Source organism: Paenibacillus sp. IHB B 3084 (assembly GCF_001447315.1).
Lineage (GTDB): Bacteria > Bacillota > Bacilli > Paenibacillales > Paenibacillaceae > Paenibacillus.
Map to the genome: position 1 here is coordinate 1217668 of NZ_CP013203.1, position 12110 is coordinate 1229777.

Annotated in this window: 12 protein-coding genes and 2 pseudogenes; 5 read left to right on the top strand and 9 right to left on the bottom strand. The window is 47.0% G+C overall.

Annotation, left to right across the window (positions count from 1 at the left end; all coding sequences use genetic code 11):
- Window positions 1-55 precede the first annotated feature (55 nt).
- Both ASL14_RS29490 and ASL14_RS05705 read right to left on the bottom strand, forming a co-directional pair.
- Window positions 56-148 (bottom strand): annotated as a pseudogene (locus tag ASL14_RS29490) (alpha/beta fold hydrolase); the annotation flags it as partial.
- A complete protein-coding gene (locus tag ASL14_RS05705) occupies window positions 148-765 on the bottom strand; it encodes a DJ-1/PfpI family protein (protein ID WP_223264210.1) in 618 nt (205 codons plus the stop codon). The gene ASL14_RS05705 and the pseudogene ASL14_RS29490, both read right to left, overlap by 1 nt.
- A gap of 747 nt (window positions 766-1512) precedes the next feature.
- Between ASL14_RS05705 and ASL14_RS05710 the strand changes: the two genes are divergently transcribed.
- From ASL14_RS05710 to ASL14_RS05725, 4 genes are read left to right on the top strand one after another with little or no spacing between them, the layout of a single operon-like run.
- Window positions 1513-2697: an acetyl-CoA C-acetyltransferase gene (locus tag ASL14_RS05710; protein ID WP_134910778.1), complete on the top strand. Its 1185-nt coding sequence runs from the start codon at window positions 1513-1515 to the stop codon at window positions 2695-2697.
- A 57-nt stretch (window positions 2698-2754) separates the two neighbouring features.
- Window positions 2755-3495, top strand: a complete 741-nt coding sequence (locus ASL14_RS05715) for an acetoacetate decarboxylase (RefSeq protein ID WP_134910779.1) — start codon at window positions 2755-2757, stop codon at window positions 3493-3495.
- Between the two features lie 41 nt (window positions 3496-3536).
- The gene (locus ASL14_RS05720) at window positions 3537-4202 is read left to right on the top strand and encodes a CoA transferase subunit A (protein WP_134910780.1); all 666 of its coding nucleotides are present in this window, start codon (window positions 3537-3539) and stop codon (window positions 4200-4202) included.
- Entirely contained in the window at window positions 4199-4855 is a 657-nt protein-coding gene (locus tag ASL14_RS05725) for a 3-oxoacid CoA-transferase subunit B (protein ID WP_134910781.1), read from the top strand. The genes ASL14_RS05720 and ASL14_RS05725 overlap by 4 nt, the downstream gene beginning before the upstream one ends.
- A 236-nt stretch (window positions 4856-5091) precedes the next feature.
- Here ASL14_RS05725 and ASL14_RS05730 read toward each other — a convergent pair whose 3' ends face one another.
- The 4 genes from ASL14_RS05730 to ASL14_RS05745 form a co-directional block, all read right to left on the bottom strand.
- Window positions 5092-6072 carry a hypothetical protein gene (locus ASL14_RS05730; protein WP_134910782.1) on the bottom strand — a complete coding sequence of 327 codons (981 nt, stop codon included), beginning with the start codon at window positions 6070-6072 and terminating at the stop codon, window positions 5092-5094.
- Window positions 6073-6075: 3 nt separating this feature from the next.
- The gene (locus ASL14_RS05735) at window positions 6076-6255 is read right to left on the bottom strand and encodes an H-type small acid-soluble spore protein (RefSeq protein ID WP_044645186.1); all 180 of its coding nucleotides are present in this window, start codon (window positions 6253-6255) and stop codon (window positions 6076-6078) included.
- 58 nt (window positions 6256-6313) lie between these two features.
- Entirely contained in the window at window positions 6314-6553 is a 240-nt protein-coding gene (locus ASL14_RS05740; protein ID WP_134910783.1) for a hypothetical protein, read from the bottom strand.
- Between the two features lie 193 nt (window positions 6554-6746).
- On the bottom strand, window positions 6747-7145 hold the full coding sequence (locus ASL14_RS05745) for a RidA family protein (protein ID WP_134910784.1): 399 nt from the start codon (window positions 7143-7145) through the stop codon (window positions 6747-6749).
- Window positions 7146-7569: 424 nt separating this feature from the next.
- Here ASL14_RS05745 and ku point away from each other — a divergent pair, with 424 nt between their 5' ends.
- Window positions 7570-8487, top strand: coding sequence for a non-homologous end joining protein Ku (gene ku / locus ASL14_RS05750; RefSeq protein WP_134910785.1), 918 nt, complete (start codon window positions 7570-7572; stop codon window positions 8485-8487).
- 60 nt (window positions 8488-8547) lie between these two features.
- Here the strand turns inward: ku and ASL14_RS05755 are convergent, their stop codons facing one another.
- From ASL14_RS05755 to ASL14_RS05765, 3 genes and pseudogenes are all read right to left on the bottom strand, one after another.
- Window positions 8548-10422: an ABC transporter ATP-binding protein gene (locus ASL14_RS05755; RefSeq protein ID WP_134910786.1), complete on the bottom strand. Its 1875-nt coding sequence runs from the start codon at window positions 10420-10422 to the stop codon at window positions 8548-8550.
- Window positions 10423-10442: 20 nt separating this feature from the next.
- Window positions 10443-11642 carry a nucleotidyltransferase domain-containing protein gene (locus tag ASL14_RS05760; RefSeq protein WP_134914409.1) on the bottom strand — a complete coding sequence of 400 codons (1200 nt, stop codon included), beginning with the start codon at window positions 11640-11642 and terminating at the stop codon, window positions 10443-10445.
- A 6-nt stretch (window positions 11643-11648) separates the two neighbouring features.
- A pseudogene (locus ASL14_RS05765) lies at window positions 11649-12110 on the bottom strand (lasso peptide biosynthesis B2 protein); the annotation flags it as partial.

Consider the following 12110-nt stretch of genomic DNA (forward strand, 5'->3'; position numbering starts at 1 on the left):
ACATCTCGCGAGCGCGCGGGTGCCCGTTCGGCAAGCCCAGTCAGCGTCGGCGCTGTGACGAAATGGCCTTCGGCTTCGAGCAGCGGAACACACGCTCCCAGCACCATCCACCATGCCATGCGCCATGAACCAGCACGAAAGATGTCATCATCGAACCTCCTTATCTCTTGCAATATACTTATCTCGCAAAGGGGTCATCATTTTTATTGGAATTCCAGATGTATTCAATTTGATTAGCCATCTGTTGAGCTTTTCAAGACCAAAGTGGTCGGAAACAAAGCCTAAGGACATATCTATTCCAGCGGATACGCCCGATGAAGTATAGAACTTTCCATCTACTACCCATCTTGCCTTTGGAATCCACTCAACCTCTGTGTCGATGGATTTCACCCAATCAAAGGCTAATTTATTGGATGTGGCGCGCCTGTTTTTTAACAAGCCTGTTTTGGCAAGCAGCGCAGAACCTGTACAGACGGTTATACAAAAACAGGACTGTTCCGCAAAATCTTTGACCTGTTTCATAAATTGATCATCATGGATTAAACTTCTTGTCCCCTGTCCGCCCGGGATCATGAATATGCCATCGGGCTTTGCTTGTGCAATAGGTTCTGTAACAATCTTGGTTTTTTGCCGACTCTCAATAATTCCCCCGTTCATAGAGAAATATTTTAAGTCATACTCTTCCGGTAGGCGACCAAAAATCTCAACGGGTCCGAATACATCCAGTGTTTCAAAATCATCGAACAAGCATATGTTAAAGTCCATATGGCTCACCTCCCTCAAAGATTAATCATACTATACACCCTGTTTCTTGGATTAAACAATATAAAAAGCACCTTTTCGGGCACTTATTCAGGCTCATCAACTTAGCAATGAAAGAGCTCTTGAATTTCCTTCTGTGGAGATTCAGGAGCTTTTTGTGTAATTGGGGTGACACCGTTAACAAGAAACAAGCTGGCACAATTATGACGAAGAGCATGAATATTTAAAGGCAAAGCCGTCTTCAGAAAATTCTGAAGGGCTTTTTTTTATTTCCCAGCGATCAGTTAGGTGCTATTTGCGAAGAAAAGGAAGGACGTGATTAAGAGGAAGGTGTGCAAACTCAACGATTAGCCTCGTTTTTTCACGTATTGATTACAAATTTCGTTTTTAACAGAAAATTCAATTTGCGATCATTATTTTCAGAAAAATCGAGAAATTAACAGAAAACATTAGAATGGCCTATTTATTTTGGAGTATATGGCTTTATAAACATCTGTATACAATTATATGTAAATATTTGAACATTGAGCAAAATCTGCATTGGGACTATGATGAAACTGGTTTTAATTTCCAACGGAAGAAAGAAGGCGATCGAACCGTCACACTCACCGTCTTAGGCACCATGATATGCCCGCATGCAAATGTATCTTGCAGTCGCTACGTTTCGTAAGTTAAGCGCGGAAATTACGAATTGAATTGCAATCATGGATGTATTGTGTCTTGAACACAGCGAAAGGAATGTGAATTTTTATGAAAAAAGTAGCTTTAGTAAGCCCGTTGAGAACAGCGGTCGGCTCTTTTAACAAAACCCTTGCGCCCCTAAGCGCTCCTGAATTGGGAGCAACCGTGATGACAGCATGCCTTCAGCAAAGTAAATTAGAGCCTGCTTTGATTGATCAAATTTATTTGGGAAATGTTCTTCAGGCAGGCAATGGCCAAAATCCTGCCAGACAGGCGGCACTGAAAGCCGGTATCCCCATTGATGTACCCGAATCAACGATAAACACGGTTTGCGGTTCAGGACTTCATGCCGTTGCTTTAGCCTACGATTCAATATTGGCGGAACAAAGCAACATCGTCTTGGCCGGAGGCATGGAGAGCATGTCGAACGCCCCTTATCTGCTAAGGAATGCAAGAAACGGCTACAAGCTTGGCAACGGTGAATTGGTAGACTCCCTGGTGGCCGACGGCCTAACGTGCCCGATCAACAATTACCATATGGGAATTACCGCAGAAAATGTTGCCGAGAAATATGGAATTTCAAGACTTGAGCAGGATGAATTCGCATATGAAAGCCAATTAAAGGCTGTAGAAGCAAAAAACAACAAGGTTTTTGAAGAGCAGATTGTTCCGGTCATGATCAAAACCAAAAAAGAAACGATTTATTTCACGGAGGATGAACACATAAGAGGAAATACAACGAAAGAAAAACTTTCTCATTTAAAAACTGCGTTTAAGGAGAACGGAACGGTTACCGCCGGAAATTCTTCGGGGATCAATGATGGCGCGGCAGCTATGCTTGTAGTGTCGGGAGACAAATGTAAGGAACATGCGTTAAAGCCGTTGGCATATATCAAGGGTTATTCACTTGTTGGCGTTGACCCTGCATATATGGGAATGGGGCCGGTGAAAGCCATTTCGTCACTCCTTAAGCGACAGGGAATATCCATTGATGCCATCGATCTTTTTGAAATCAATGAAGCGTTCGCCGCACAAGCATTAGCGGTATTGAAAGAGCTTGGGGTCAGTCCGGAGAAGGTGAATGTCAATGGCGGCGCGATCGCGATCGGACATCCTGTTGGTGCAAGCGGTGCTAGGATATTGGTTACGTTGGTTCATGAAATGGTGCGAAGATCTTCACGTTACGGCATAGCCTCGTTATGCATCGGAACGGGAATGGGAATAGCGATGCTGGTTGAAAATGCGCTCATTTAAAATGCGTGTTCAAAAGATGACTTTTGGAACTACCTCTTAAAAGGAAGGGAGATTGCTATGAATCAAAAAGATGTACTTTCACTCCAATCCATGCCTGCGGCCAGCGGCAGTTATGGGCGCCCACCATGCCGCTTCATCAACCGGGAATTTTTTATCATTACCTATGAATCCGACCCCGCTGCGATTAGACAAGCGGTCCCGGAACCTCTTCAGCCGGATGGAAGCAATACGGTTTCCTATGAATGGATCAAGATGCCCGATTCATCCGGTTTAGGAAGCTATGAGGAAAGCGGCATTGTCATTCCGTGTACTTTTCAAGGAGAACCCTGTAATTTTGTTGCCCAAATGTATTTGGATAACGCGCCTGCTATTCTTGGGGGACGTGAAATCTGGGGATTTCCGAAAAAATGGGCGAAGCCTCATCTGATCGTTGAGGATACGGAGACGCTGACAGGTACATTGCATTATAATCACGTTCTCGTGGCCACGGGAACCATGCCTTTCAAATATAACATTCTCGATGAACAGGAAACGGCTAAAGCGATCGCAAAAACGCAAGTTAATTTAAAATTAATTCCTGATGTTGACGGTACCCCCAAAATTGCTCAGTTAGTAGCGTATAATCTCGACAACATTACTGTAAAAGGCGCCTGGTCAGGGCCTGCCAGATTAAGCCTGATCCCCCATGTCAATGCTCCTGTGGCAGATTTGCCGGTTCAAGCTTATATTGGCGGAAAACATTTTATTGCCGATTTAACTCTTCCATATGGAAGAGTCCTCTACGATTATCTCCAATAAAGTTTGCTTTCCTAAAAATATATATATAAGGAGAAGGAACCATGAATAACAAAGTAATCTCCGCTGAAGAAGCAGTTAAGAAGGTCAAAGACGGAGACACGGTGATGGTCGGAGGTTTTCTGGCAGGAGGCTTTCCGGAGGATCTGGTACGTGCGCTTGTCGACACAAATTCCGCCAGCAATCTTACGATTATTTCCAATGACACAGGCACACCGGAATTATCTATCTATAACCTTGTAAAAAGCGGCAGAGTAAAGCGGATTTTTGCATCCTATATCGGCTCCAATCCGGAAACAGGAAGGCTCCTGATGACGAAAGAAGCAGAGGTTCAACTCTTCCCGCAAGGCACGCTCGCTGAAAAAATACGCGCAGGGGGAGCCGGTTTGGGCGGTGTTTTAACACCTGTAGGTGTAGGCACCATTGTAGAGGAAGGAAAAAAGAAAATAGAAATTGATGAAAGGGAATATTTGCTCGAACTGCCGCTTAAAGCGGATGTGGCGCTAATCAGAGCCCATAAGGCTGATGAAGAGGGAAATCTTGTCATTAACGGCTCTTCACGCAACTTCAATATGGTTATGGCTACAGCGGCAGAGTATGTAGTTGCTCAGATAGACGAATACGTAAAGACGGGAGAAATTGACCCCAATCATGTCAACGTTCCCGGCATATTTGTTGACTCAATTGTAAAGGTGGGTGGAAACGCATGAATAACAGAGAATTCATTGCTCGAAGAATAGCCGAGGAATTCAAAAATGGTGAAGTTGTCAACCTTGGTGTCGGATTGCCTACAATGGTAGTGGACTATATCCCCGAAAACATTCATATTATGCTGCAGGCGGAGAACGGAATCCTCGGTGTAGGTCCCAAAGCGGCTCAGGGAAAAGAAAGACTCGATTGTATCGATTCAGGCGGAAACTACGTTACAACTATGGAAGGAGCATGCTTTTTTGACAGTGCACTTTCATTTTCCATCATCCGCGGAGGGCATGTGGATATCACGGTTTTGGGCGCCCTGGAGGTCGATGAGAAAGGCAACCTTGCAAGCTGGATGATCCCTGGGAAAAAGGTGCCAGGCATGGGGGGAGCCATGGATTTGGTGGTCGGAGCCAAGAGAGTGATTGTAGCCATGGAGCATGTGAACAAAAATGGGGCACCAAAAATACTGAAGCAATGCAAGCTGCCCCTGACCGCTGTAAATGTTGTAAAGACCATAGTAACCGAAAAGGCTGTCATCGATGTTATTCCGGGTAGAGGGCTGATGCTAAAGGAAATTGCTCCGGGTTTGTCGGTAGAAGATGTTCAAATGGCGACAGAGGCTGAACTGATGGTTTCACCACATTTGAAGGCCATTGCAGTGTAAAGGTCATGAGAACGAAACAAGCCCTTAAGGGGAGATGGGTACTGACTCCGAAGAAGTTTCAGCTTCGTGGAGGCTAATCCCCCGTGGAGGCTCGAGTCCTCTCGACCGCATTCATTTTTACAAGTAGGGTTCGCTAATTGCTCATTGAGCAATTGCGAACCTTTTTTGTTGGAGTGGGACCTTTCAAGCAGCATTCTGCGATGAAAGCCTACAGCTGTGCAAATAAAATGCGCCTTTTATGAGCGTAAAATCCAATCCGCTACATGCTCAGCCACCTTCTTATGGTTAAGATAAGCAAAGAAGTTGTGGGGATTGGAACGCCCAGTGTGACTATCTTTCCAGAATGTCTGAATAAGCGGCTGATCATCAATACTTTCTATTAAATTTCGATTCAGCATCAGATGGAATTCATCTTCAACCGTTGCATCATGCGCAATGTAGTCATCCTCAGCGTTAATATTGGTCCAATGTCTGATATTTGCGGGATACATACCGTCGTCAGGCTCATTGGAATCATACAAGCTGCGCTTTACGGCTGGCTCGCCTAGCGGATTACCCAATGTTAGCCATTCGTTAACTTTGTGTTCCCATAGATGTTTGTATTCGCTCATACGTGAAAATTTCCATAAAACATCGTAAGCCACCATGCATCCCATACTATGGGAAAGCAGCATGACATCCTCTCCACTACTTAATGCCTCGGCTAGAGGGGACTGTAGCCTTTCGCGAATTTGGGAGCCTATTACACGACTGGTTAAATAGGCTCCCAGATCAGGGAGAATCCTTTTGATCGCACGGGTACTCATACCAAACAAAGAGAGGTAAGGGCTGAGTATTTTTGCAGCATCATCATAGAAGTGTATAGTGGGTTCATTGGCTATCAGACGCTCGTATTCCTCCGGGGTCATATGATCCGTTGGTCGATTAATTAATTGTTCCATACTTTCGTCGTAATAATGGTCTGGAACGTAGAAATCTCCATCCTCTTCTTCAAAAAGTTTTCTGTACCGAGGCCGACTCTCTAATAAGAGCCGATTGTTGATGTCACCATAATAACTAAATGTCAGTAAAATCTGCTCTTGCTCCAGCTTTTGTGCCGCTTCCTCGTTCACTCGACGCAATCCTGCGATCAGCGCTTTTTTAATGAGACGAAGCATTTCGTCGCATCTGGGCTTTTTGTCACGTCCATGAATAATGACTAAATGTTTGGTTCCCATCTCCTATCGCTCTTCCAGACGATCCACACGGACGGTTTGAGTATTGCCGGGATTGCTGCCCACCTGTACGGTAGCCATACCGTTTGCTTCATCCACATGCTCGATCCAGATTGGTTTACCCTCTAATTGCACGGCAATGTTTTCGGATGAATTGTAAATCGCTTTTGCTCGTTCGACGTTCATGCTGATATCCTCCTGATGATTTGTTTTGTATCCATTTATTTCAGAAATACAGGTTCACCTAGTCCTCATCTATAATCCGTTCAATGTCCAATGAAGGGATGCTATGAGAAGGAGAGGTTGAAACTACAGCCTCCAAATCCACATGAGCCACAGCTACGGGAAAAGGCGGCTGGATTCCATGGGAAAGGGCAAACTCGGGCGGCAATGCATCCTGTTCGCCTCCGGCGGGTCCCCGAAAAGCGATATGGCTTTGACCCACACGATGCCTGATTTGCCGAGGATAAGATTTTCCGGTCATAAATTGTGTACCTCCTTTTGAATCGGATATACCTTACTATGCACCAAAAAAGCTGCAACCATGCGCAAGCGGAAGCAATTCGCAGCCTTCATTTACACCTCATACTCGTGAGTTTAAACATCAAACAGCCCCAGCTTCTCACGAAGACCGGGGCTATCTATGATTCATCCCATAAATGAGGTACGTATTATTTTTATGCTTTAGCTGCCCAAATTTCAATTTCAATTTTTATTTCAGGCAATCCTAGAGCAGTAAGGTAGCCGATAGTCATTGCAGGATAATCATTCCCGAATAACTTTTCCCATTGGGAATACATGTAATCCCAATCTATCTGCTCAGTTGCCCATACATTTACTTTTATAATATTGTCAGCGATTAATTGTTCGGCGTCCAAAACTGATTTAATGTTATTAAAAGTATTGCTGATTTGTAGGTTAAAGCTTTCTGGGAACTGGCCATTCTGATCTACTCCAACTTGACCCGAAGTCACGAATAGCTCTGAATTTCTGGGAATTTTAGTTATATGTGTGTAATTCCCTACTGGTTTCGGCATACCTGCCGGGTTTTTTCTAGTTATTTTTTCATTTTTCATTTAATCGACCTCGTCATTTTAAAATTTTTCTACCGTTTCTTCTAACCATTTTCAGGCAGACTCCACCCATAAAAATGATTTTAGAAAAAAACAGCAGTAGAGTATCCATATCCAAAAGATATAAAGTTTAATGATCTTTTCTTCATGACATGAACACTCCTTTCTTATAAAATGTCAAAATCGTTGGTTATCCCTTATCTTAATATAACTAATGTAACTTAACAACTTCAAATCATTGTGTTATGCGATGTAGTCATACCTCAGAAGGCAGATTAGTTGGCTTGCTCTTTTCTTTACACCTCATACATTCCTTTCTCCGAAGCATACTAAGTGAAAAATCTAAGTGAAAAATGGATATGCTCACAGCCGAGCGTTGGAATCGAAGGATACAAAATGCGGATTAAAGAAAAGGAGGAGCGGCGTAATGCATACAGTCTGGAAAGGCGCGATCAGCTTTGGGCTGGTTCATGTGCCCGTTAAGATGTTTTCGGCTACAGAGGATAAGGATATTTCCATGCGTTATATTCACAAGGAATGCGGAAGTCCGCTCAGTTATGTACGAAAGTGTCCCGTTTGTGACAAGGAGGTCGAATGGGAGGAAATTGGAAAAGGCTATGAATACGAAAAAGGGAAGTTTGTCATGTTCGATAAGGAGGAACTGGAGCAAATCAGTGGACAGGCTGACAAAAATATCGTCATTCTGGACTTTGTGGACTTGCAGGAAATTGATCCGATTTATTTTCAGAAAACATATTATTTGTCCCCGGATCAGGCAGGCTCCAATGCTTACAAACTGCTTATGAATGCGATGAAGGATACCGAAAAAATTGGCATTGCTCAAATCTCAATCCGATCCAAAAGCAGTCTGGCGGCTATTCGTGTGCTGGATGAATGTTTGGCGGTGGAGACGATGTTTTACCCGGATGAAATTCGCCCGGTGTCCCAGGTTCCTAATCTGCCGGGGCAGGAGGAAGTTAAAGAGAAGGAACTGACCATGGCAAAAATGCTCATTGAGCAGCTATCTACACCTTTTGATGCAGCAAAATATACGGATCAGTACCGCGAGCGGCTGCTGGATCTTATTCAGCATAAAGTGGCTGGAGAAGAGATCCGAATCGCTCCGTCGCAGCCGCAGACCAATGTCGTGGACCTGATGGCTGCACTCCAGGCCAGCATCGAGGCAGTGAAGCCTGTCGTTACCGATCCCGGCCCTGCCGCTGTGAAAAAACGCCCTGCGCGTAAAACAGCAGCCACAACAACACAACAAGCGGTGGCAGGAGATGCCGTTTCTCCGACTCCGATCAAAAAGAAAAGAAGTACTGCCAAACGTAAGGAAACCTGAGACTGCGGCATCTCAATTCACCATGCAGCAGAAATTTAAGCAGGCCAACAGAACAGGCAGTTAAGGGGTGGCGATGACACTGCTTTGGTATGACAGCAGTTGGCTGAACGCCCCCCGCTCTTCCTGTACCAATTGACGATAATTCCCCTGCTGTATAATCTCGCCCTGTTCCAGAACGACAATTTGATCCGCATGACGAATGGTCGACAGACGATGAGCAATGACGATCAACGTCATTTGACCTTTCATCCGCTCCAGCGCCGCCTGAATATCGGCTTCATGCTCCCCATCCAGTGCACTTGTCGCCTCATCCAGAATGAGTACCGGAGGACGATGCAGGACAGCCCGCGCTAGTACCAACCGCTGACGTTCCCCTCCAGACAGGCGAATGCCGCGATCCCCGATTACCGTGTCCAGCCCTTCGGGCAATCTGGTAACAAAGCCGTCTGCGGCTGCAAAATGTAACGCTTCCCATAACTGCTGCTCGCTCGCATTCGCATCGGCCAGCTTCAAATTTTCACGGACGGTGGCATGAAACAAAAAAGGGTCCTGCGACACATACCCAAACGACTGCCTCCATTGTGGCAACAGCTCGTCGTTTAGTACATGTCCGTCCATTTTAATCTGGCCCTGGGTTGGGCGTAAAAATCCCATCAGGACGTCAACCATTGTACTTTTGCCCGCGCCCGATTTCCCCACAATGGCCGTCATTCCCCGAGCGGGGATGAACAGATTTATTTGGTGTAATGCAAGCTCTGCTGTACCATCATACCGATAATCCAGACCACTGCATTCAATGCCCGTACGAAGATAAAAGGGCTGGCGTGCAGATGCAGTTGTAGATGCAGATACAGATTTATGGGTTGCCGATAAATCGCTTGAAACGTGAGTCTCAAAGGTTGTAAGTGCAGTCAGCGATGGATCTGAGAAAGCTTCGCATTCCTGCTGTACCTTGGTCACACTTTCAAAAGCAGACAGCATGGACATGATATATTCCAGACTCGCTTGAATAAGGGCAAACCTCGGCCATAAGCGAGAAAATATAAGGATAAGCACAATCAGCTTTTCAGGAGAGACGTGTAGCCATTGCAATGACACCAACATGATGCAAGCGACAAACACGGCAGCCGCCGTGCGGTGAAAAAATTGTGTGGTGGCATTTTGCCGTACAAACTGGGTCGTGTTGTCCTCCATACGTTGGGTCAAAGATCGAAACCAGTCTATATTCGCAGCTTCCAGCAGATTGCTTTTAATATCCTTCATCCCGTTCATATGGTCGGTGATCCCGGCAAAATAAACCTGCGACAGCTCGGTGGTACGGTCGCCCAGTTGTTTAGCATTTTGAATGGATCGGCGAAAGACGACAAACAACCCCAATCCGCACAGGAACACCAGCCCGGTTAAAGAAGGAGACAGCCAAAAAGCCAGCGCAATCTGGATCAGCGTAAAAATAACGGCTGTGGTGAGCTGGAGAAGCAGATTGGTTCCCTGACTAACACGCGCCAGCTCGGTCGTCATCACATGACTGAAATCAGACTTTCGCTGACGCAAGTAAAAAGTCCACTGCGCCTTCATAAAGGAGGTATACACGTCTATTCGAAGGGAACGCATGAACCGTTGCTGAATCCGCGAATTCAGAATGGATTGGTAACGCTGAAGAAGTGCCTGCCCTATGAGCAGTAACACAAAAAGCAGCAGCATTCCTTGCAACAGCCAGCTTTTAGGGATGTTTGACAAGAAAAGATCAAATCCGCCTGACAGGAAGGGTATCCCTGCATGACCGCCAAATATGCCGATAGCCGCCAGCATGGGAACAAGCATGTAAATACCCAGCCCCTCCAGCAAGCTGACGATGATCATACATCCAATATTGAGAAATAAAGCACCGCCATTCACGGCATACAGCTTGGTCATATATAATCGCAGGTGGTACATAATGCACGCTCCTTATCAGGTCAGTGCTTTGAGAATCGCCGTTTTAGCCAGAGAAATGGACGTAGAGGGATGTATAAAAAATGCAGCTGACGAGGCAGCGGTAAAATCGCCGGATCGCCCGTGGAAGGAAACAAACGGCTTATCAGGTACAGCAATTGGTGGCTTGGCCCCTTTAGGGAGAGCAAATAGGATCGACTGGTTGGCTGGCAGATCGTTGGTTCGACTTTCTGGTACGCCGCCCCGGGAACGCTGGCCTGAATGAAGGACAGCGCGCTCAGCGCGAGCCTCTGCGCCTGCCGGGTAGCCGATACCGGACGCATCGGCTCCGGTATCGGCGTACCCAGTAGCGCAGCAGCGAGCGCCCAAGCCTGCCCGCCCACAGGCACGCCCCCGTATCGGCGCAGCATCGGCAGAAGCGCCTCCCAATCGACGGCGCGTACCGCAAGCCTGTCGATGTCAACCAGCCAGCGCAGTCTGAACCAGCCGTGACGCGCCCCGTGAGCGCTGAGGTACAGAAACTGGTGCTCGCTGCCAAGCGTGTACATACAGGGTGCTCCTGTGGCTGTGGCTTCACTCATTTGCCTGTGATCCCACAGCTCGTCAAAAGAAGGTTCTCCGCCTGCATCCGGCTGGAGCCGCCAATGCAGCTCTATCTCTACCCGCTTTTGCGGATGAAGAAAGGATGCATGATGGTCCTTCCATTTCCAACTGCCCAGAACACGTGCTTCTCCGCTTTTGGATACATACCCGGCTTCCCGCATCCAATGCTCCGCCTGATCCATGTCGTCCGGGGCAATGAGTAAATCCACGTCCTTGGAGGTACGCAGTGAAACATCCCCGTACAATTGCTGCGCCAAGGCAGGACCCTTGAGCATAAGTACACGGATGCCATGATTCATGAGCAGCCTGGTCACACGTCCGGCTTCCGCTTGCAGGTGTAGCATACGCAGGGTGTTCCGGTGATACTGCGCCTGAAGGTTACGCAGCAATTCAGCAGGAATGGCCGGATGATTTATTCTTTTCAACTGGAGATATACCGCAGGCACCACCCGATGGTGTTCTGCCAGCCGCAACAAGCGGGTCCAATCCAATCCATACAGATAAGCAGCATGGACTGCATCCAGCCTTGAAGTGGCATCTTTTCGCAGTAAAAAGAGCAGCAGCGTCAATTCCTGATCCTCATTCCAGCGTTCAGGTTCCAAAACAGTATGGGTGGACATACTTTCAGCAATCTTCGTATTTTGGGCCGTCACAGCACGCCTGCCGAAGGTGCCCACCACAGTAAACGCCCCCATCTCCCGTTCGCCCGTAACATAAATCGGTCCACTCCGCACCCAGGCATGTGCCGCCAAACGTCCTGCAGCATTCTTGGCTGTGCCAAGATACAGCGTGCAGTCCAGCTTTCTGCGGCCCAGCAACGTCATTGCGGCAGCAGCCTGCACAAGACAGCTACTGCGCCAAGGAGTATAACGGCTTGCCAGCTCCACAGCATGTGAAATATGCCGAACGGCTTGCTTCTGCCGGGCATCACACTCCCAAGAGGTTTCTTCCATCCGTATTCCCCAACCGCGTGCATAATCTTCAAACGGACGATGCTGATGAAGACGTGCCCATCCCAGTTGCAGCCAGGCTTCCGGCAGCAGTCTCCTGACCTCCGGGGATAGACGGCGAAGGCGTTGAACCCACAT

What these genes read in the sequence shown, in the direction of transcription:
- ASL14_RS05730 (WP_134910782.1), bottom strand. Translation starts at nt 6,072, where the DNA reads ATGGGAACCAAACATTTAGTCATTATTCATGGACGTGACAAAAAGCCC.
- ku (WP_134910785.1), top strand. Translation starts at nt 7,570, where the DNA reads ATGCATACAGTCTGGAAAGGCGCGATCAGCTTTGGGCTGGTTCATGTG.
- ASL14_RS05755 (WP_134910786.1), bottom strand. Translation starts at nt 10,422, where the DNA reads ATGTACCACCTGCGATTATATATGACCAAGCTGTATGCCGTGAATGGC.
- ASL14_RS05725 (WP_134910781.1), top strand. Translation starts at nt 4,199, where the DNA reads ATGAATAACAGAGAATTCATTGCTCGAAGAATAGCCGAGGAATTCAAA.
- ASL14_RS05705 (WP_223264210.1), bottom strand. Translation starts at nt 765, where the DNA reads ATGGACTTTAACATATGCTTGTTCGATGATTTTGAAACACTGGATGTA.
- ASL14_RS05745 (WP_134910784.1), bottom strand. Translation starts at nt 7,145, where the DNA reads ATGAAAAATGAAAAAATAACTAGAAAAAACCCGGCAGGTATGCCGAAA.
- ASL14_RS05720 (WP_134910780.1), top strand. Translation starts at nt 3,537, where the DNA reads ATGAATAACAAAGTAATCTCCGCTGAAGAAGCAGTTAAGAAGGTCAAA.
- ASL14_RS05740 (WP_134910783.1), bottom strand. Translation starts at nt 6,553, where the DNA reads ATGACCGGAAAATCTTATCCTCGGCAAATCAGGCATCGTGTGGGTCAA.
- ASL14_RS05715 (WP_134910779.1), top strand. Translation starts at nt 2,755, where the DNA reads ATGAATCAAAAAGATGTACTTTCACTCCAATCCATGCCTGCGGCCAGC.
- ASL14_RS05710 (WP_134910778.1), top strand. Translation starts at nt 1,513, where the DNA reads ATGAAAAAAGTAGCTTTAGTAAGCCCGTTGAGAACAGCGGTCGGCTCT.
- ASL14_RS05760 (WP_134914409.1), bottom strand. Translation starts at nt 11,642, where the DNA reads ATGTCCACCCATACTGTTTTGGAACCTGAACGCTGGAATGAGGATCAG.
- ASL14_RS05735 (WP_044645186.1), bottom strand. Translation starts at nt 6,255, where the DNA reads ATGAACGTCGAACGAGCAAAAGCGATTTACAATTCATCCGAAAACATT.